Source organism: Sphingobium sp. AntQ-1, from assembly GCF_028538045.1.
In the GTDB taxonomy this organism is placed as follows: domain Bacteria; phylum Pseudomonadota; class Alphaproteobacteria; order Sphingomonadales; family Sphingomonadaceae; genus Sphingobium; species Sphingobium cupriresistens.
Genome location: NZ_CP117158.1, coordinates 2,242,063 through 2,262,180, shown reverse-complemented (window position 1 = coordinate 2,262,180; position 20,118 = coordinate 2,242,063). Strand labels below are relative to the sequence as shown.

General features: G+C 66.6%; 17 protein-coding genes. 10 read left to right on the top strand and 7 right to left on the bottom strand.

Annotated elements, in window-relative coordinates; all coding sequences use genetic code 11:
- Positions 1-27 precede the first annotated feature (27 nt).
- From sphantq_RS11325 to sphantq_RS11315, 3 genes are all read right to left on the bottom strand, one after another.
- The gene (locus sphantq_RS11325; protein ID WP_272798541.1) at positions 28-3,606 is read right to left on the bottom strand and encodes a hydantoinase B/oxoprolinase family protein; all 3,579 of its coding nucleotides are present in this window, start codon (positions 3,604-3,606) and stop codon (positions 28-30) included.
- A 139-nt stretch (positions 3,607-3,745) separates the two neighbouring features.
- A complete protein-coding gene (locus sphantq_RS11320; RefSeq protein WP_272798540.1) occupies positions 3,746-4,906 on the bottom strand; it encodes an FAD-dependent oxidoreductase in 1,161 nt (386 codons plus the stop codon).
- Positions 4,907-4,994: 88 nt separating this feature from the next.
- Positions 4,995-5,306 (bottom strand): hypothetical protein, encoded by a 312-nt coding sequence (locus sphantq_RS11315; RefSeq protein WP_242495928.1) that lies wholly within the window; start codon positions 5,304-5,306, stop codon positions 4,995-4,997.
- Between the two features lie 131 nt (positions 5,307-5,437).
- On the opposite strand from sphantq_RS11315, the gene sphantq_RS11310 reads away from it, so the two are divergent.
- The 4 genes from sphantq_RS11310 to sphantq_RS11295 all read left to right on the top strand — a co-directional run bounded on the left by sphantq_RS11310 (position 5,438) and on the right by sphantq_RS11295 (position 9,114).
- A complete protein-coding gene (locus tag sphantq_RS11310; RefSeq protein ID WP_272798539.1) occupies positions 5,438-6,682 on the top strand; it encodes a putative DNA modification/repair radical SAM protein in 1,245 nt (414 codons plus the stop codon).
- 74 nt (positions 6,683-6,756) lie between these two features.
- Positions 6,757-7,107 carry a hypothetical protein gene (locus sphantq_RS11305; protein WP_066604803.1) on the top strand — a complete coding sequence of 117 codons (351 nt, stop codon included), beginning with the start codon at positions 6,757-6,759 and terminating at the stop codon, positions 7,105-7,107.
- A gap of 74 nt (positions 7,108-7,181) precedes the next feature.
- The gene (locus tag sphantq_RS11300; RefSeq protein ID WP_066599412.1) at positions 7,182-7,652 is read left to right on the top strand and encodes a hemerythrin domain-containing protein; all 471 of its coding nucleotides are present in this window, start codon (positions 7,182-7,184) and stop codon (positions 7,650-7,652) included.
- A gap of 52 nt (positions 7,653-7,704) precedes the next feature.
- Complete coding sequence (locus sphantq_RS11295) at positions 7,705-9,114, top strand: UdgX family uracil-DNA binding protein (RefSeq protein ID WP_272798538.1); 1,410 nt, start codon at positions 7,705-7,707, stop codon at positions 9,112-9,114.
- A gap of 108 nt (positions 9,115-9,222) precedes the next feature.
- Here sphantq_RS11295 and sphantq_RS11290 read toward each other — a convergent pair whose 3' ends face one another.
- Positions 9,223-9,780 (bottom strand): outer membrane protein, encoded by a 558-nt coding sequence (locus tag sphantq_RS11290; protein WP_129925626.1) that lies wholly within the window; start codon positions 9,778-9,780, stop codon positions 9,223-9,225.
- Between the two features lie 313 nt (positions 9,781-10,093).
- On the opposite strand from sphantq_RS11290, the gene sphantq_RS11285 reads away from it, so the two are divergent.
- Together sphantq_RS11285 and sphantq_RS11280 are read left to right on the top strand one after the other, a co-directional pair.
- On the top strand, positions 10,094-10,795 hold the full coding sequence (locus sphantq_RS11285; RefSeq protein ID WP_066599406.1) for a peptidase: 702 nt from the start codon (positions 10,094-10,096) through the stop codon (positions 10,793-10,795).
- Positions 10,795-11,481 (top strand): hypothetical protein, encoded by a 687-nt coding sequence (locus tag sphantq_RS11280; RefSeq protein ID WP_066599400.1) that lies wholly within the window; start codon positions 10,795-10,797, stop codon positions 11,479-11,481. The genes sphantq_RS11285 and sphantq_RS11280 overlap by 1 nt, the downstream gene beginning before the upstream one ends.
- 135 nt (positions 11,482-11,616) lie before the next feature.
- Here sphantq_RS11280 and sphantq_RS11275 read toward each other — a convergent pair whose 3' ends face one another.
- Positions 11,617-12,072 carry a peptidylprolyl isomerase gene (locus tag sphantq_RS11275; protein WP_066599397.1) on the bottom strand — a complete coding sequence of 152 codons (456 nt, stop codon included), beginning with the start codon at positions 12,070-12,072 and terminating at the stop codon, positions 11,617-11,619.
- Between the two features lie 169 nt (positions 12,073-12,241).
- Between sphantq_RS11275 and mgtE the strand changes: the two genes are divergently transcribed.
- Positions 12,242-13,678, top strand: a complete 1,437-nt coding sequence (gene mgtE, locus sphantq_RS11270) for a magnesium transporter (protein ID WP_129925623.1) — start codon at positions 12,242-12,244, stop codon at positions 13,676-13,678.
- A 43-nt stretch (positions 13,679-13,721) separates the two neighbouring features.
- The gene (locus sphantq_RS11265; RefSeq protein WP_272798537.1) at positions 13,722-14,120 is read left to right on the top strand and encodes a DUF1489 family protein; all 399 of its coding nucleotides are present in this window, start codon (positions 13,722-13,724) and stop codon (positions 14,118-14,120) included.
- Positions 14,121-14,151: 31 nt separating this feature from the next.
- Here sphantq_RS11265 and ppc read toward each other — a convergent pair whose 3' ends face one another.
- Complete coding sequence (gene ppc, locus sphantq_RS11260) at positions 14,152-16,854, bottom strand: phosphoenolpyruvate carboxylase (protein WP_066604793.1); 2,703 nt, start codon at positions 16,852-16,854, stop codon at positions 14,152-14,154.
- 126 nt (positions 16,855-16,980) lie between these two features.
- Here ppc and sphantq_RS11255 point away from each other — a divergent pair, with 126 nt between their 5' ends.
- Together sphantq_RS11255 and sphantq_RS11250 are read left to right on the top strand one after the other, a co-directional pair.
- A complete protein-coding gene (locus sphantq_RS11255) occupies positions 16,981-18,432 on the top strand; it encodes a helicase HerA domain-containing protein (RefSeq protein WP_272798536.1) in 1,452 nt (483 codons plus the stop codon).
- Positions 18,429-18,887, top strand: a complete 459-nt coding sequence (locus sphantq_RS11250) for a low molecular weight protein-tyrosine-phosphatase (RefSeq protein WP_066599382.1) — start codon at positions 18,429-18,431, stop codon at positions 18,885-18,887. The genes sphantq_RS11255 and sphantq_RS11250 overlap by 4 nt, the downstream gene beginning before the upstream one ends.
- Here the strand turns inward: sphantq_RS11250 and sphantq_RS11245 are convergent.
- Positions 18,884-19,897 (bottom strand): LacI family DNA-binding transcriptional regulator, encoded by a 1,014-nt coding sequence (locus sphantq_RS11245; protein ID WP_272798535.1) that lies wholly within the window; start codon positions 19,895-19,897, stop codon positions 18,884-18,886. The genes sphantq_RS11250 and sphantq_RS11245 overlap by 4 nt on opposite strands.
- Positions 19,898-20,118 lie beyond the last annotated feature (221 nt).

Genomic DNA, 20,118 nt, shown 5'->3' with positions numbered 1-20,118 from the left:
GCAGAACAGACCTGCGCGGGCCGCTTGTCAAGCGTCTCCAACATCGCCAAAGCCGCCGCCGCCCGGCGTTTCGATGACGAAGGCGTCGCCCGCGCGCAGCGATGCCGTAGCGGTCGGGCCGAGCGGTTCGACGCTGCCGTCGGCGCGCTCCACCCGGTTGCGACCGACGTCCCCCGGCGCGCCGCCGTCCAGGCCGAAGGGCGGCACGATCCGGCGGTTCGACAGGATGCCGGCGGTCATATCCTCCAGGAAGCGGACGCGGCGCAAGGCGCCATTGCCGCCATGGTGACGCCCCGCACCGCCCGATCCCGCGCGGATCGAAAATGCCTCCAGCAGCACCGGGAAGCGGGTTTCCAATATTTCCGGGTCGGTCAGGCGGCTGTTGGTCATGTGCGTCTGGACCACGTCGGCGCCGTCGAAATCGGGACCGGCGCCGGAGCCGCCCGCGATCGTTTCATAATATTGGTGGCGGTCGTTGCCGAAGGTGAAATTGTTCATCGTTCCCTGTGCGCCCGCCATGACGCCCAGCGCGCCGAACAGCGCGTCCGTCACCACCTGGCTGGTTTCGACATTGCCCGCGACCACGGCGGCGGGATAGCGGGGGCGCAGCATGGAGCCTTCGGGGACGAGAATCGTGATGGGTTTCAGGCACCCGTCATTCATCGGCACCGCCTCATCGATCAGGGTGCGCACGACATAGAGGACGGCGGCGCGCACGACCGAGACGGGGGCGTTGAAATTGCCTGGCAATTGGGCCGACGACCCGGCGAAATCAATGGTCGCGGCGCGGGCGGCGCGATCGACATGGACAGCGACATGGACAGTTGCACCGCTATCCATGGCATAGGTGAAGTGGCCGTCGGACAGGCGATCGATCAGGCGGCGGACGGCGGCTTCGGCCTGGTCCTGCACATGGCCCATATAGGCGGTTATCGTTTCGTTACCGTAACTATCACTGATACGGCGCAATTCGCTCGCGCCCTTGGCGCAGGCGGCGATCTGGGCGGAGAGGTCCGCGATATTCTGGTCGATATTGCGCGCGGGCCATGGCCCTGCGCCGAGCAGGTCGCGGATGGCAGCTTCCTGAAACATGCCGCGATCGACCAGCAGCATATTGTCGAGGACGATGCCCTCTTCCTCGACGGAGGTGCTGCCGGGCGGCATCGATCCGGGGGTGATGCCGCCGATATCGGCATGATGGCCGCGCGCGGCGACATAAAAGGATGGGGTGACGAGATCGCCCGCGAACACCGGCATCACCACGGTGACGTCGGGCAGATGCGTGCCGCCATCATAGGGGGCGTTGAGGGCATAGACGTCGCCCGGCCGCATCCCGCGCCCGTCGATCGGCGCACCGTCCGCGCCAACCCCGCGCCGCCGCATGATCGTGCGGATGCTGTCGCCCATGCTGCCCAGATGCACCGGCATATGCGGCGCGTTGGCGACCAGATGGCCCGCCGCGTCGAACAGCGCGCAGGAAAAATCGAGCCGCTCGCGGATATTGACCGAGGAGGCGCTATGCTGGAGCGCGGCGCCCATTTCCTCGGCGATCGCCATGAACAGGCCGCCCATCACCTCCAGCCGGACCGGATCGACGGCGGCGGCGTCGCCGCTTTCGGGCCGGGCGCGTGGGATGTGGCGCGTGAGGATCAAATTGCCATGGCCATCGAGCCGCGCGCGCCAGCCCGGTTCGACCGCGGTGGTGGAGACGGGATCGATGATGAGCGCCGGGCCGTCGATGACGCTATCGGCGGACAGGCCGGCGCGGTCATGGACGGGCGCGGTGTCGCCCGCATAGTCGACATGGGCCAGCGGCGGGGCGGCCTGCGCCGCGATCGCCGCGATGCCGTCCATGGCTTCGTGCGCCGATGCGATCGCCTCCACCCGCGCCATATCAACCAATATGCCCCCCTTGCCCGCGAAGCCGAAGCGGGCGTGATGCTGGGCCAGGAAATCCGCACGCATGGCGTCCACATCCCCCAGCGGCACGTCGAACAGGCTGTCGGCGCCATCATAGCGCAGCCGCAGCAGCGTTTCGATCCGGTCGGCCTGTGGCAGGTCGGCGCGGGCGTCGGCGGCTAGGGTGGCGAGCGCCGCGTCCAGCCCATCGTCACCTAATGGCAGCGCGATCGTCCGCTCCCGCACCGCGCGGCGATCGGCCAGCCCCATGCCATAAGCGGACAACACGCCGCCCAGCGGATGGATCATCACCCGGTCCATCCCCAGCGCGTCGGCGACCAGGCAGGCATGTTGCCCGCCCGCGCCGCCGAAGCTGGCCAGCGTATAGCGGGCGACGTCATGGCCGCGCGCGACCGATATGCGCTTGATCGCATTGGCCATGCTGGCGACGGCGACCGCGACGAAGCCCTGCGCGGCGTCGCGCGGCGTCATGGCGCGGCCGGTCTCCGCCTCCACCTGCGCGCAGAGGGCGGCGAAGCGCGCCTCCACCGCTTGGCGGTCGAGCGGCTGGTCGCCGTTCGGGCCGAACAGGCTGGGGAAATGATCCGGCTGGACCTTGCCCAACAGGACATTGCAGTCGGTGATGGTGAGCGGCCCGCCGCGCCGGTAGCAGGCCGGGCCGGGCACCGCGCCCGCGCTTTCCGGGCCGACGCGAAAGCGCCCGTCCAGGAACGAACAGACGGAGCCGCCGCCCGCCGCGATGGTATGGATGCGCATCATCGGCGCGCGCAGGCGCACCCCCGCCACCCGCGCCTCATTGTCACGCTCATAGACGCCGGCATAGTGCGACACATCGGTCGAGGTGCCACCCATGTCGAAGCCGATGACCTCGGTGAAGCCCGCCTGCTCTGCCGTTCGTGCCAAACCGACGATGCCGCCGGCCGGGCCGGACAGCACGGCGTCCTTGCCCCGGAACAGCGCCCCGTCGGTCAGGCCGCCACTCGACTGCATGAAGAACATGTCGGCCTCTTCGCCCAGCGCATCGCGCAAGCCATCGACATAGGTGCGCAGCACCGGCGAGAGATAAGCGTCGGCCAGCGTCGTATCGCCGCGCCCGACCAGCTTGATGAGGGGGGCGACATCATGGCTGGCGCTGATCTGGGTGAAGCCGATATCGGCCGCAATCCGCGCCAGCGCCCGTTCGTGATCCGGGTAGAGATAGCCGTGCATCAGCACGATCGCGACGGCGCGCAACCCCTTGTCATAAGCGCCCTGCAACGCGGCGCGCGCGGCGCTTTCGTCCAGCGCCACGCGCACCGTGCCGTCGGCCATCAGCCGCTCGTCCACCTCGACCACATCGGCGTGGAGCGGATCGGGCAGGCGGATGCGGCGCGCGAACAGGTCCGGCCGTTCCTGCGTGCCGATGCGGATCGCGTCGCGGAACCCGCGCGTGATCGCCAGCAGCACCGGCTCGCCCTTGCGCTCCAGCAGCGCATTGGTGGCGATGGTGGTGCCGATGCGCAGGACGCAGGGCGGGATCGGCCCTTCACCACAGCCGGTCAGCCGCCGCACGGCTTCGACCGCCGCATCGGCATAGCGTTCCGGGTCGCTCGACAGCAATTTGGCGGTGTGCAGCCGCCCATCGGGCGCGCGCGCCACCACATCGGTGAAGGTGCCGCCGCGATCGATCCAGAATTGCCAGGTCATGGGCGCAGGTGATGGCGACGCGGGGGTGGAATGGCAAGAGACGGGTGAAAAGCATCAGGGACCATTGGCCATCATCCAATACCGTCATTCAGCAAAGGCCGGGATGACGAAGAAATGCGGATACCCCGCTCCCTCCCTGTTACGCCCCCTTACCGTCCGCCCAGAATTGCGCCAGTTGCAGCACCGACGCCTGGGCCGCTGCGTAATCCGGTTCTTCGTTTGCGTCATTATAGCCGAACCATTCGTCGGCCCCGACTTCCTGCACGACGATGCCGTCGCGCCGGGCGAGCATGGATAGCGAGCCATAATAGACGCCGTAGGTCGCGCCCGCCTGCGGGATCAGCCAGGCGATCTGGCCGCGGACCGGCACGATGCTCTCATCCCGCCACAGCGCGCGGGCGCCATAGCCGGTGCAGTTGATGATCGATTTCTGGCGCAGCTTCGTCACGTCATTGGGATCGTGCAGTTCCATAGGTACGACCTTGCCCCCCGCCAGCCGGAAATCGGCCATGAGTTGATGGGCCAGGTCGGCGACGTTGAAGGTCAGGCCGCTGCCGCGTCGGGCATAGGTCGGGCGGAAGGGGTGGGCGCCGGGCGCCAGTTCGACCGAGCGTGGGGTGATGTCGGCCAGTCGCTGTTCGAGGCGGAGAAATTCATCGGGATGCTCGCCCGTCGGCGCGTGTCGCACCCGTTCGGTGAAGGGCGTGTCCGACAGCATGTAGCGGTCGGTCCATTCGACCGGGTCGCCGGGCAGGCCCAGATAGCTCTGGTGCATGGTGAAAGACGCACGGGCCATCGCCTCCCACCGGTCGCCGAAGCCCGGATCGACCGCCTTCTGCATCGCGATCCGGCTGTCGGGCGTCCAGCCGCCGGTCGCGCGGGCGGAGCGGACATAGGGAAATTGCTCTTTGGCGTAGATGGTGACGTCGGCCCCGGCGCGCTGGGCGGTGAGCGCGGCGGTCAGGCCCAGCGCGCCCGCGCCGATCACCGCAACGTCGCGCACTCCGTCCGCCAGCGCCATGCCGACCGCGACCTGCGCCGATCCCCAGGATAGCGACCAGCCGCTGCCGCCATGGCCATAATTATGCACCACCCGCTTGGCCCCGACCCGCTCCACCTCGATCCGCGGCCCGGCGGCGCGGAAAGGGCGCAGGCAGACGGTAACGCGAAACAGGCGATCGGGGGTGGCGCGGATCGGCGGCGGCATCCCCTCGCACAGATTCGCCGTGCGGCCCGCCGTCCCCAGCGACAGCGCCGCCATGCCGCCCATGCCCCGGCCCAGAAATGCGCGCCTGTCCACTCGCCTGTCTCCCTGTTCGCTTCGCCCTTTTGACATAACGAACGACTGCGCGGGAGCCGCAAGCGCTGGCAGGTCGCGCCAGCGGCGATCAGTTGCCGTCGGCGTCGACCGTGAACACCATCGGCTTGCCGCGCGATCCGGGTTCCCAGCCCGCCTCCAGAGCGGCGCGGATGCCGCGCGCGATCATCGCATCGTTGATCTGGAGCCGGCCGCGCTGCAATCCCTTGAGCAGCCGTTTGGGCGGGGGAAATTCCAGCAACGCGCCGCGCTGCATATCCTTCTGCAACAGGGCGATGGCCATGCCTTTCCACCCGTCGATGTCGCTCCACTGCGGCTCGCGCCGCAATTCCCATTCATATGTGAAGCCGTCGACGTCGACGGAACCGCTACTGCTGTGCATGGCGACGCGCATAGCATGGTTAGCCGCGCGCGCCAGCTTTCTTGCCCGGCCCCCTCCCGGCCCCCTGATCCTTGGGGCAGGACTGATCGAGATTGTGGACAAGCGCCTTACACGAACATATCAGGAACGATATGGCCCAGCTTTCCACCCGTTCGAAACTCGAAATCCTCGCCGACGCCGCCAAATATGATGCGTCCTGCGCTTCGTCGGGCACCACCAGGCGCGACAGCCGCAGCGGCAAGGGGATCGGATCGACCGAGGGCATGGGCATCTGTCACGCCTATGCGCCCGACGGCCGCTGCATTTCGCTGCTCAAGATATTGCTGACCAACAGTTGCATCTTCGATTGCCATTATTGCATCAACCGCCGGTCCAGCGATGTCCGCCGCGCCCGCTTCACCGCGCAGGAGGTGGTGGACCTGACCCTGAGCTTCTACCGCCGTAATTATATCGAGGGGCTGTTCCTGTCGTCGGGCATCATCCGCTCGTCCGACTATACGATGGAGCAGATGGTCGAGGTGGCGCGATCGCTGCGCGAGGACCATCATTTTCGCGGCTATATCCATCTCAAGACCATTCCCGACGCCGACCCGGCGTTGATCCACCAGGCAGGGCTCCATGCCGATCGCCTGTCGATCAATGTCGAGTTGCCGACCGAAAGCGGCCTCAAGCGGCTGGCCCCGGAAAAAAATGGGGTGCGGATCGAAGGGGCGATGAGCCGCCTGCGCAGCGACATGGAGGATGGGCAGGACGCCCGCCGCAAATATAAGAGCGCGCCGCGTTTTGCCCCCGCCGGCCAATCGACCCAGATGATCGTGGGCGCCGACGCGGCCGACGACCGGGCGATCATCGCGCGGGCCAGCAGCCTGTATGACCGGCACAAGCTGCGCCGCGTCTATTACAGCGCCTTCTCCCCCATCCCCTCGCCCAGCGCGGTGCTGCCGCTCAAGCGCCCGCCATTGCTGCGCGAACATCGGCTCTACCAGTCCGACTGGATGATCCGATTCTATGGCTATGACGCGCAGGAGATCGCCGCCGCGACGGATGCGGCGACGGGCTGCCTGCCGCTCGACATCGATCCCAAGCTCGCCTGGGCGCTCAACCATCGCGCGACCTTCCCGGTCGATGTCAACCGCGCTCCGCGCGAGGCGCTGTTGCGAGTACCGGGCCTGGGGGTGAAAGCGGTGGATCGTATCCTGTCGAGCCGCCGCCATCGCCGCCTGCGGCTGGACGATGTCGCGCGTCTGACGACATCCATCAGGAAGCTGCGCCCCTTCCTGATCGCGGCGGATTGGCGACCCCTGGCGCTGATCGACAGCGCCGACCTGCGCGCGCGGGTCGCGCCGCCCGCGCAGCAGCTGGATTTGTTCGCCTGAACGCCGATTTACGGTTGATCCATGCCGCGACTCGTGAAATTCTGTCGTCAGGGTCAAGCAAGGAGTTCGAGGCTTTGGCGACGGCGCTCGGCAATCGCACATATCAGCGCAAGGCGTTTGCGAAGCGGATCAGCACGCATCTGGCGGCGTCGCTGGTTGTCTTCTGCCTGCTTCAGATCGGCATCGTCGCCAAGACCGGCGGCTCGCTCGTCCTGCATCTGGGCGTCATCGTCGCGATTGGCGGCTATGCCGTGGCCGCGCGCGGACTGGAACGGCGCTGGCAGTTGCTGGAACGGGGCGGCCTGCCCGACAGCGGCCTTGCCGTGCGCTTCCGTCGCGACGTGGCGCAACTGTGGGCCGCCAGCCTGTTGGGGGCGCTGCTCTGGATTCCGGTCGCGATCATCTTCCGCTTTCTGTTCGGCTGAATATCGGTCGGCTTTTTGGCGGGAGCCAATTGCCGCGCCTGTCGTTGTCTGTCCTCGAAAGAGGAGGACCAATCATGGCCGACGCCAATATTTTCGACCGCCTGAAGCAGGATCACGACACCCATCGCCAGTTGTTCGACAAGATGGCCGACGCGGAGCGCGAAAAGAACGAGGACCGGCTGGAAAAGCTGTTCGAGCAGTTCAAGGTCGAAGTGTCAGCCCATGCCGCCGCGGAGGAGGAAACCCTCTACGCCACCATGCTGGCCCGCCCGGACCTGCGCGAGGATGCGCAGCACAGCGTATCCGAGCACAAGGAGATAGACGATTATCTCGAAGAGCTGGACGCGCTGAAATTCAACGGCGAGGCATGGCGCAAGAAATTCGCCGAGATGAAGAAGCGCTACCTCCACCATATCGAGGAGGAAGAGGAGGAGATGTTCCCCGACGCCGCCAAGGAATTGACGGCGCAGGACGAGGATCGACTGGGCAAGCTGTTCGCCAAGCGCAAGCCGGCCGAACTGGAGCGCGCGCAGGCCGAGGACTGAAGGCCGAAGCTGCAATCGGCCCGTCTCCGGTGTCGGGCGTGGATCGGACGCTATGTATCGCATCGCACTGACCGCCCCGGACGATTTCGACGGCTGGCGGTCAGCAGCGCGGCGCTTGGCGATGAAGGGCGTCGATCCCGCCGACATCGTCTGGCAGGTGGGGGACGCGGGCGGCGATCTGTTCGGCGATGCGCCCCTGCCCCCTGAACGTCCCGGCGCGGCCTTTTCCGTGCCGCGCGCTTTCGTCGATCTTGCGCAAAGTGCAATCCTGCATAGCGACCCCGAACGCTTCGCCCTGCTCTATGCGCTGCTGCGCCGGCTGCGCGATCGGCCGGGGCGGATGGAGGACAAGGCCGATCCGCTGCTGCGGCGGCTCGATATGCTGGCCAAGGCGGTGCGGCGCGACATCCACAAGATGCGCGCTTTCGTCCGGTTCCGTGCGTTAGAGGATAATATAGGGCTGCGCTTCGTCGCCTGGTTCGAACCCGATCATCATATCGTCCGCGCCAATGCGGGCTTTTTCATGCGCCGCTTCGCGTCCATGCGCTGGTCGATCCTGACGCCGGCGGCCAGCATCCATTGGGACGGCGACGTCTTGACCGAGGGACCGGGCGCCAGCCGCGCCGGCGCACCCGCCGACGATCCGGTCGAGGAGATGTGGAAGGGCTATTATGCCGCGATTTTCAATCCGGCCCGGCTCAAGACCGGGGCCATGCTGTCCGAAATGCCGAAAAAATATTGGCGCAACCTGCCCGAAGCCGCGCTTATCCCCGACCTTATCGCCGGGGCGCAGGCGCGCGAGGCGGCCATGATCGCCACGCCCCCCCTGCCCGAAAAAGCGCCGCCCAAGCGCCAGGGCAATGCCGCCGCCGTCTGGGCGGCGGTTCGCAGCGAGGCGAAGACCTGCACCCGCTGCCCGTTGCATCGGGACGCCACGCAGACGGTGTTCGGCGAAGGACCGCTCGACGCGCCCCTGTTCTTCATCGGCGAACAGCCTGGCGATCAGGAGGATCTGGCCGGGCGGCCGTTCGTCGGACCGGCGGGGCAATTGTTCGACCGGTCGTTGGCGGCGGCGGGCGTCGACCGATCGCGCGCTTACGTCACCAATGCGGTCAAGCATTTCAAGTTTGAGAGGCGAGGGAAACGCCGCCTGCATCAATCACCCGACGCTGGCGAGATCGAAGCGTGCCGCTGGTGGCTGAACCAAGAGATCGATCTGGTCCGCCCGCGCATCATCGTCGCGCTGGGCGCGTCCGCCGCGCGCGCGATGCTGGGCAAGGCGGTGACGATCAGCCGGACACGGGGTGAGGCGATCGCGCTCGATGGCGGTGCGGAGGGCTGGGTGACGGTGCATCCGAGCTATGTGCTGCGCCTGCCGGACGAGGGTCGCCGGGCGGAGGAGCAGGCCCGCTTTATCGAGGACCTGCGCGCTATTGGCGAGCGGGTGAAGACACTGGCCTGAGCGGGGAATGCGGAACGGCTACAGTCCAAAGAAGCCGCTCCGCACCCCAACTTCCGTTCGGAAGCTGACTCAAAGGCGGGGCGGGCATGGCACCCGCCCGCCCATTATTCAGAATTTCGCGACGACGCCCGCCATCGGGCGGATCGAGTGGAAATCGCCGGTGGTATCGGCCTGCACGCGCAGGCGGATATTGCTGCTCTGGGCCGAACCGCCCATGTCGGCGGGCGACAGTTCGACGCCGGCGCCATAGGTCATGCCGTGATAGTCGCGGCTATCCTTGCCGAGCGCGTCGAAATTGGTCCACTGATAGCCGACCTTGGTGAAGATCATGCTGTCCTTGCCCGCCTTCACGCCGACCCGGCCCGCGGCGCCATATTCCCAGTCGATGTCGCCCGACACGCCCTTGGACGCGGTGCCCTCGACGCCCAGCACCAGCGGCCCTGCGACATTGACGTTCACGCCTGCCACGCCTTCGACCATGCGGCCTTTGTAACCGACCGGCGGGATGCCTTCCTTGCTGGTTTCGCTGTCATAATTATGCACGCCACCCATCACGCCGACATAGGGTTCGATGCGGCGGGTGGACGAACCGGCGTCATCCTGCGCCATGGCGGCGGCAGGCAACAAGGACGCGGCGGCGGCTGCCGAAAAAAGCAGTGTCTTCATGGGGGTGACCCTTTGTCTATTGTGGATTTGTTCAGCGGCGGTTTGGACCCGCCGGGCCGATGCGAGCGCTTAAAGCTGCGATCGACAGGGGGAAGAATGACCGGACGGGCCGGAAGGTTTCCTGAACAATTCACAAAAGCTGGCCGAAAGGCGATTATGTGACGGAAAGAACACGCTTTCTGTCGCCCCGATGAATAAAAGCCGACATTTCTGAACCTGCGATAAACGCTGGTGCGGAAAGGATAATCCATTCACAACCAATTCAACCGGGCCGCGTTAAGCAAAGGATCAGATGGAGATGAGGAGAAAGGCGATGACGGGCATCCGACATCGGTTCCTGGCGGTAATCGGACTTGCAGGCGCGCTGACCCTGGGTGGTTGCGCCTATGATGACGGCTATGGCTATGGCGGCGTCAGCGTGGGTAGCGGCTATTATGGCAATGGCGGCTATTATGGAGACGGCTATTATGGGCCGTCGGGCTATTATCAGCCCGGTGGTTTTGGCGGTTGGTACGACAATTATTATTATCCCGGCAACGGCTATTATGTCTATGACCGCGGCGGTCGACGCCACCGCTGGAATGACGGGCAACGCCGGTATTGGGAAGGCCGTCGGACCGAACGCGGCGACGATGGTCGCTGGCGCGGCCGGGATCGCGATCGGGACGGCACTTGGCGCGATCGCGATCGGCAACCGGGCAATGGCAACTGGACCCGTCCGCCCCAGGGCGGCGACCGGGATCGAGACCGCGGCGATCGCAATTGGGGACGGGATCGCAATGATGGCCAGGGTCGCGACCGCAACCAGTGGCGCGGCAATGACCGCGGCCGGGGCGATGGCGCGCGACCCACGCCGCAGCCGGGCCTGCGCCAACCCCAAACCCGACCACAGGCGCAACCTCAACCCCGCCCGTCGCGACCGCAGGTCAGCCAGCCGCGCCCGCAGCGCGACTGGGGTGGCGCGGGCCGCGTGACGCGCGGGCGCGAACCGGCGGCGCGGGTCCGTCCGAACTGATGCGGGCAGCGATCAAGACCGCCGCCCTGTTGTCCCTCCTGCTCGTCGTCGCCTGCGACGGGCGGGAGGAGAGCGCGATCGACAATCTGGCCAATGGCGCCAATGCCGCGCAGGTGGAAAACCAGTTTCGCGCCGAAGCGATGGCGGTGATGGAGCCGCTCAACCCGCCCGCCCCCGGCGCGCCGGGCGGTTTGCCCGTCGATCCCGCCCCGATCGCCGAAGGATCGATCGACCCCGACAGCGCGCAGGGCGCGGCGCAGGTGGTGCAGGGCTATTATGGCCTGCTGGAGGAAAAGCGGTTCGAGGATGCGCAGGATCTGTGGAATCCCGCAGGCGCGATCGGATTGCAGGACGACGCCCATTTCGCCGCGCGCTTTCGCGGCTTTAGCGAGATTCACGCCAATGTCGGCGCGCCATCTGACCCGGAAGGGACGGCCGGATCGATGCATGTGACAGTGCCGGTGCAGGTCTATGGGCGCATCGCCGCCAATGGCCGGCCCTGGCATGTGCTGCGGCAGGTGGTGTTGCGCCGCGTCGATGACGTCCCCGGATCGACGCAGGAACAACGGCGCTGGCATATCGAAACGATCGGGGCTTATCAGCCGCCGGTGGATGCGCCCGGTGCGGATAACGGCACGGAGGCGCAGGCCATTTCGATGACCGACGGGATGGCGAAACGACCGTAGAGGCCGGCAAGGTGATTGCCGGATCGATCGGCGCACCGCCTTCCGCTCGCAATCCCGATGATTCGTCACCGCCTGTAAAAAAGACGCCCGGTCTTTGCGACCGGACGCCTTTTCCTATCCGATGTCAGGCTGATCTCAGGCGACGGTCGCCGTGACGATCTTGCCCGGCGTGCGCGGCGGCTCGCCCTTGGGCAAGGCGTCGACATATTCCATGCCCGACGTCACTTCGCCCCAGACGGTATATTGACCGTCCAGGAAGGTGGCGTCGTCGAAGCAGATGAAGAACTGGCTGTTGGCGCTGTTCGGATTGGACGAACGGGCCATCGAGCAGACGCCGCGGACATGCTTTTCACGGCTGAATTCGGCCTTGATGTCGGGCTTGTTGGGGTGGCCGCCCATGCCGGTGCCGGTCGGATCGCCGCCCTGCGCCATGAAGCCGGGGATGACGCGGTGGAAGACCACGCCGTCATAAAAGCCTTCCTTGGCGTTTTCCACGATGCGCGCGACATGGCCAGGGGCCAGGTCGGGGCGCAGCTTGATCACGACGTCGCCGCCGCTGTCGAGGGTAAGGGTAAGGGTTTCGTCGGCCATGAAGCATCCTCTCATGTGGGAAGGGGTGATGCCCCCCATATAGAGGCTTCAAAAGGGGATGGAAGTTTCTTGTGGAGAAGGCGTCAACCGCCCGTCACCCCATTGCAATTCCATGTTGCATGGGCGAAAGCATCCGCCATGTTACAGGAACCGGACAGTAGGGGGCGCCATGAGCGAGCGCGGCGATCCAGCCGACCCCCTGTTGCGTGGGGACGACACGGACGATGAAACGATCCTTGAACAGGCTGAAACAGGCCTGGACGAGGATGATCGGCTGAAGCCCGAATTCCTGTCCTCCGTGCTTGACGCGGTGGAGGATGGCGACAGTGAAACCGCGCGCGACCTGGTGTCGCCGCTCCACCCGGCCGACATTGCCGACCTTCTGGAACTGACGCCGTCGGACCGGCGCGCCGATGTCGCCTCTGCGCTGGGCGACTTGGTCGGCGCGGAAGTTCTGTCGGAACTTAACGACTATGTCCGCGACGACCTGATCGGCGCGCTGGCGCCCGAACAGGTCGCCGAATTCGCCGCCGAACTCGATACCGACGACGCCGTCGCGATGATCGAGGATATGGAGGAGGCCGACCAGCAGGCCGTCCTTGACGCGCTCGACCCCGAAGACCGCGCCGCGATCGAAAGCGCGCTGTCCTACCCGGAAGAATCCGCCGGTCGCCTGATGCAGCGCGATCTGGTCGCGGTGCCGGCGCATATGACGGTCGGTCAGGTGATCGACTATCTGCGCGACAATGCCGACCTGACGCAGGATTTCTGGGAAATCTATATCGTCGACGCGGCCCATCGGCCGATCGGCTATTGCCAGCTCAGCTGGATACTGACCTGCCCCCGCGGCATCGCCATGACCGACCTGATGAAGCGCGAACAGACGCTGATCCCGGTCGACATGGACCAGGAGGAAGTGGCGCTGCGCTTCCAGAAATATGCGCTGATCTCCGCCGCCGTGGTGGATTCGGCGGGCCGTCTGGTCGGCATGATCACGGTCGATGACGTCGTCCACATCATCGCCGAAGAAGCGGGCGAAGACATACTCCGCCTGTCGGGCGCGGGCGAAGGCGACATCAACCAGCCGATCCTGATGACGGTGCGCACCCGCCTGGTCTGGCTGGTCGTCAATCTGGGCACCGCCATGGTCGCCGCGTCGGTGGTGGGCCTGTTCGAAGATACGATCGAACATCTGGCGATGCTGGCCGCGCTGATGGGGATCGTGTCGGGCATGGGCGGCAATGCGGGGACGCAGACGCTGGCGGTCATGGTGCGCGCCATCGCCACCAATCAGGTCACCAGTTCCAACACATTGCGCATGATCGTGCGGGAATTTCGCATCGCCGCGACCAATGGATCGGTGCTGGGCGTGCTGATCGGCATCGGTTCCTATCTGATCTACGGCCAGCTTGGCCTGTCGCTGGTGTTCGCCACCGCGATCCTCATCAACAATATGGTGGCGGGTCTGGCGGGCGTGCTGATTCCCGTGACGCTCGACCGGCGTAACATCGATCCAGCCATATCCTCGGCCGTGTTCGTGACGATGATGACCGATTCGCTGGGCTTCTTGACCTTTTTGGGGCTGGCGACGCTCTTCCTGACCTGATGATGCATTGATCTGGCGGCTTCGGCCGCCCATGTGCTGACCCATGCCGCTCCACATGACCAAGATCGCCTTCCGCAGCGAAAGCCCCGCATCCTTGCGCGCCTGGCTGGAAAGCCATGCGGACGAAGCGCGGCTCACGACCCGTTACCTGCCCAAGCGGGTGGAGGAGATGGCGGGCGGGTCGCTCTACTGGATTCACGGCCATATGCTGGTCGGCCGCAGCCCGATCCTGGGCTTTGAGGAAACAGGCCAGGGCCGCCACTGGATCCGGCTGGAACCGCGCCTGATCCCGGTCCGCGCCAAGCCCAAGCGCGCGCATCAGGGCTGGCGCTATCTGGAGGATGCGGACGCGCCCGTCGACCTGGACGGGGACGAAGCCGATGATCTGGACGCCATGCCCGCCGCTTTGCTGGGGGAATTGAGCAAGCTGGGGCTGGTGTAGGGCGAACGGCGTTGGCGTTAGCTTTCTTTGCCTACCCGCTATTGCGCAGCGCCGTCGCGATCGCGTTGATCGACAATTCGATCCCCTCCTTGATCCGCGGATCATCCTCGCCCGCGCGGTGGCGTTTCAGCAATTCGACCTGGAGCAGGTTCAGCGGCTCGATATAGGGCAGGCGCAACCGGATGGATGCGTCCAGCGCCGGATTCTTCTCCAGCAGCCGCGACTGGCCGGTGGCGGCCAGCAGCCCGTCATGCGCCTGTTGCCACCCCTCGCGAATACGCCCGAACATCGCCTCGCCCGCTGCCTGGTCCTCCACCAGCGGCAGGTAGCGCGCGGCGATGCCGAGGTCCGACTTGGCCAGCACCATCTCCAGATTGGCGAGCGCGGATTTCAGGAACGACCAATGCTGCCCCATGTCGGCCAGCAACGCCTTGTCCTCAAACTGTGCCAGCGCCTGCCCCACGCCATACCAGCCCGGCAGCATCACCCGCGCCTGCGCCCAGCTGAACACCCAGGGGATGGCGCGCAGATCCTCGATCGCGTTGCTCTTCGTCCGGCTGGCGGGGCGCGACCCGATCTTGAGGCCCGAAATCTCCTGGATCGGAGTGAGCTGGCGGAAAAACTCCTTGAACCCCTCCGTGCCGTACACCAGGTCGCGATAGGCGGCGAAGGCGTTTTTCGACAGCGCGTCCATCGCCGCGCTGAACCGGGCGGCGTCGCGGTCCGACACCCCTTCCGGCTCCAGGCTGGCGAGCAGGGTGGCGCTGGTCATCGCCTCCAAATTGGTCATGGCGACGTCGCGCGAGCCGAATTTGGCGGCGATCATCTCCCCCTGTTCGGTGATGCGGATGCGCCCCTGCACGCTGCCGCGCGGCTGCGCCTGGATCGCGGCGAAGGCCGAGCCGCCGCCGCGCCCCACCGCGCCGCCGCGGCCGTGGAACAGCTGCATCGCCGCCCCGGCGTCGGCGAACACCGGCTCCAGCGCCTGGCTCGCCTTGTACAGGCTCCAGGTCGATGTGATGTAGCCGCCATCCTTGTTGCTGTCGGAATAGCCGATCATCACTTCCTGATGGCCCCGCGCCTTCACGACGCCGGCGATTTCGGGCAGGCCGAAATAGGCGGTCATGATGGCGGGCGCAGCCTCCAGATCGGCGATCGTCTCGAACAGCGGGATCGCCATGATCGCGGCCTGCGGCGGCGCGCCATCCACGCCCGCCTGCCACAGCCCCGCTTCCTTCAGCAGGATGCTGACCTCCAGCATGTCGGACACGCTTTCGGCCTTGGAGATGATATAATGGGTGATGCAGGCCGGTCCGTACAGCCGGTGCGCGGTCGCGGCGGCATGGACGATCGCCAGCTCGGACGTGGTTTCCTCGCCATAAGCGGAAAAACGAGACCCCAGCGGACGATTGCTGGCCAGTTCGCGGCGCAGCAGCGCGATCCGCGCATATTCGTCGAGCGCGAGATAGTCCGCCTCGACCCCCGCCGCCTTGAGCAGTTCCGCCACCACCCGCTCATGCACGGCGCTATTCTGGCGCATGTCGAGCGTGGCGAGGTGAAAGCCGAACGTCTCCACCGCGCGGATCAGCCGCCCCAGCGCCCCCCCGGTCGCCAGCGCGCCGTCGCCCTCGCTCGCCAGCCCCTGCGCCACCGTCACCAGATCACGGCGGAACTCCTGGGGTGTCGCATAGGCGTCCCCCTTCAGGCTCGACGGCCGCGCCGGCTGCCCGCCGGTCAGCGCGGTGCAGGTGGCGGCCAGCCGCGCATAGATGCCGGACAAGGCGCGGCGATAGGGTTCGTCCTTGCGACTGGGCGATGCGTCGCCGCTGGCGTCCGCCAGGTCCAGCACCGCCTGCGGCACATGGGCGAGTTCGGTCGAGAGCGAGAGTTCCGCCCCCAGCGCATGGAGCGCGTCGAGATAATAGGCGATCGCCGCCTGGCAGCCGCGTTTCAGTGCGAACTCCAGTTGCGGCGCCTGGACGAAGGGATTGCCGTCGCGATCGCCGCCGATCCACGACCCCACCCGCAGGAAGCTTTGCGGCCGCGCGCCCAGCACCCGCTCCCACCGCGCATAGAGCGCGGGCAGCACCGGCAAAAACGTGTCGCGGAAATAGGCGAGCACATTATCGATCTCGTCGGCGACGAACAATTTCTCGCGCCGCAACGGCCGCGTCTGCCACAACAAGGCGATCTGGCGGAAAATCGCCTCGTCCAGATTTTCGCCCTCTGCCGTCTCGATCCGCCCGGCATCCTTGAGGTGCATCAGGTCGGCGATGCGATTCTTGTGGTCGATCATGCTCTTGCGCCGCACCTCGGTCGGGTGGGCGGTCAGGACCGGCACCATCAGGCTGTGCGCCAGCAGGCCCAGCACCGCATCCTTGTCGATGCCATGCGATTCCAGCCGCGCGACCGCCGACGCCACATCCGCGCCCGGCTCCGCCGCCACCCCCTGCCGATCCTCGGCCAGGTTGGCGAGCATCGAAAACAGCATGAAACCGCGGGTGAAATTGAGCGTATCGTCCAGATCGAGCGCGTCCAGCCCGCTATCGGTCAGGTCCGCCCCCTGCAATCCCCGCGCCCGGTCGACCGAGGCCGATCGGATATATTCGGTCTGCTTATAAAGCTTCTCCCCCCCATAAGCGCGGATGACATCGCCCAGCAGCCGCCCCAGATAGCGAATGTCGGGATTTTGCGTGATCGCCGGAGCGGACGGGGAGGGGGAAAGAGTCGCCATGGCAAGGATGCTGCATTGCAACAGGGGAAGGGTCAAGCGGAGGTTGCTGATGGGAACGTAGGTCACCATAGCCGACATCACCGCCCCCCCTTGCGCTCCCCCACCCCCTGCGCCAAAGACGCGATCGTGACCGCCAGCATCAGCATAGGGACCGACAGCCATGGCAATGCCGTGCTGGTCGATGTCGAGGAATTGCTCGCCACCCGGCTGCTCGTTCAGGGCAATTCGGGGTCGGGCAAGTCGCATCTGCTGCGTCGCCTGCTTGAAGAATCCGCGCCGATGGTGCAGCAGGTGGTGATCGATCCGGAGGGCGATTTCGTCACGCTGGCCGACGCCTATGGCCATATCGTGATCGATGCGGGCGACTATAATGAGCGCGAGATCGTCAAGATGGCGATGCGCATCCGCGAACATCGCGCCTCGGTGGTGCTGAGCCTGGAATCGCTGGAGCTGGAGGCGCAGATGAAATGCGCCGCGACCTTCCTGTCGACCCTGTTCGATGCGCCGCGCGACCATTGGTATCCCGCGCTGGTGGTGGTGGACGAGGCGCAAATGTTCGCCCCGGTATCGGCCGGCGACGTGTCGGACGAAGCGCGGCGGCTGAGCCTGGCCGCCATGACCAACCTGATGTGCCGGGGGCGCAAACGGGGGCTTGCGGGCGTGATCGCGACCCAGCGGCTGGCGAAACTGGCCAAGAATGTCGCGGCCGAAGCGTCCAATTTCCTGATGGGCCGCACCTTCCTGGATATCGACATGGCCCGCGCCGCCGACCTGCTGGGCATGGAGCGGCGGCAGGCGGAGCAGATTCGCGACCTGGAGCGCGGGCGCTTCCTGGGCCTGGGTCCGGCGATCGCGCGGCGGCCGGTCAATGTGAAGATCGGCGCGGTGCAGACCGGCACGCGGGGCGGCGCGCACAAGCTGATCGCCCCGCCCACCACCAGCGGCGAGGATTTACAGGAATTATTGTTCGCCCGCGGCGAGGAGGATATGCCGCCCCCTCCGCCGACGCGCGCCGATCCCCCGCCCCGCCCGGCCGAGGAGATCATTCGCGCGCTCGCCGATACCCCATCGGCCCGGCCCGCCGCGCCGGAACTGGATTTCGGCCAGAACGAACCGGTGGTGATCGCCGTGCTGGACGAGATCGTCGCCGATCTGGGCGACTCGGCCCCCAGCGTTTCGACGCTGTATCAGGATTTCGGCGTGCGCTGCCGGATGAAGGGGCTGCGCACGCCCCCGCTCGACCTGCCCGCCTTTCGCAAGCGCTTCGCCATGGCGCAGGCCGGGATGGCCGATGCGCATGATCCGCGCTGGGCCGATGCGATGCAGGCGGCGGAGCCTCTGCCGGAGGATATGCTCGCCCCCTTCCTGCTGATCGCGCGCGCCGCGATGGCGGGCCTTCCCTGCCCCGATGACGCGCTTCTGGCCCGCGCCTATGGCACCAGTTCGCCGGGGCGGGTGCGGCGGCTGATCGACTATATGGAAAAACTGGGCGTCATCGTCGCCCGCACCGATTTTTCGGGCAAGCGCTCGATCGGCGTGCCGGGTCTTGGCCTCTCCACCGCGGCGGCGGATGGATGACGGCCGCCTCCGTCCTTTTCGTCTGTCTTGGCAATATCTGCCGCTCGCCCTTGGCCGAAGCCGCGCTCAGAGCAGAGGCAGCGAAGACAGGCGTCGATATGACCGTCGATTCGGCCGGGACCGGCGACTGGCATGTAGGCCACCCGCCCGACCGCCGGGCGCAGGCGGTGGCGTTGCGCCATGGCATCGACATTGGCGGCTATCGGGGGCGGCAGGTCGAACCGGCGGATTTCCAGCGCTTCACCCATATTTTCGCGCTCGACGCCGACAATCTCAAAAATCTGTGTCACATCCGCCCGCCGGACGGGACAGCGGACCTGCGCCTGCTAATGGATATGGTGCCGGGGCGCGAAGGAACGGGCGTGGTCGATCCCTATTATGGCGACGATGCCGGGTTCGACCTGACCTGGGACGATGTGACCCGCGCCGCCAGAGCGATCGTCGCCGGCCTTTAGCTCGTTTCGCGGACGATCAGTTCGGGGGCGATCTGCACCGATCCGGCGTCTTCCCCGCCGATGCGCCGGAATAGCAGATCGACCAGATGGTGTGCGCCAGCCTCTATATCCTGCCGGACGGTGGTGAGCGGCGGACGGGCCAGGCGGGCGAGCGGGATGTCGTCGAAGCCGATGATCGACAGGTCTTGCGGCACGCGCAGGTCATGGTCCGCCGCGGCGGCGACCAGGCTCATCGCCACCACGTCGGACGCGGCGAAAATGCCGTCGGGGCGGTTTCCGGCCGCGAACCAGTCGCGCGCCTTGGCATGACTCGCTTCCGGCGTGAGCGGACTGCATATCAGCGCGACGCCGCCACGCAAGGATGCGGGCAGGCCAGCGAGGAAGCCGGCATGGCGGGCGGCGAATTCGGGCACGTCGATGTCACCGAAAAAGGCCAGGCTGCGTCGCCCCCGCTCCACCAGATGCTGCGCCGCCAGCCGCCCGCCCGCTTCATTGTCAGCGCCCACCATGGCGGGACCGCCGCCAGCCCCCTGTTCGCCCCAGACGACCATCGGCCGGTAATGAGCAGCGACGCGGCCCAATACCGCGCCCTGATCCGCCTGGCCGATGATGATGACGCCATCGGCGCGCCCGGCCCGGATGAAGGCATCCAGCCAGTCGTCCCGGTCCGGCGATACCCTTGAGAGCAGCAGGTCATAGCCACGATCCGTCAGCGCATCGGCGAGAAAACCGAGCATCGTCACGAGGAAGGGATCGGACAATTGCAGACCCCTCGCCAGTCCCAGCGGCATCAGCACCGCGATCGCCCCGGTCCGACCGAGGCGCAGATTCTGGGCGGCGACATTGAGCCGGAAGCCGTGCCGGTCGGCCAGCGCCTGAATCCGGCCGCGCGTCCCCTTGCTCAGCGCCCCCTTGCCCGTCAGCGCCCGCGACACGGTGGACACCGACACGCCGGCCAGGCGCGCCAGGTCGGCGATGCTCTTGAGCGGGCCGGTTTCCTGATCGTCCATGCGCCGCAGACTAGGACAAATATGGCGGGTCCACAACGCCTTGCCGCGCGGCATACACGGCCCGACGAAGCCGGCGTCCGCGGCACACCGCACGAGCGGGATGAGGAGAGGCGATGCCGCCTCTCCTCATCCCAACCCATCTTGACGCGCGCCGTCGGGGCTGTAGCTTCCTTCCACCCTATTCTCAGCCCGGTTGGACCGCTTATGCGCGCTGCCATGTT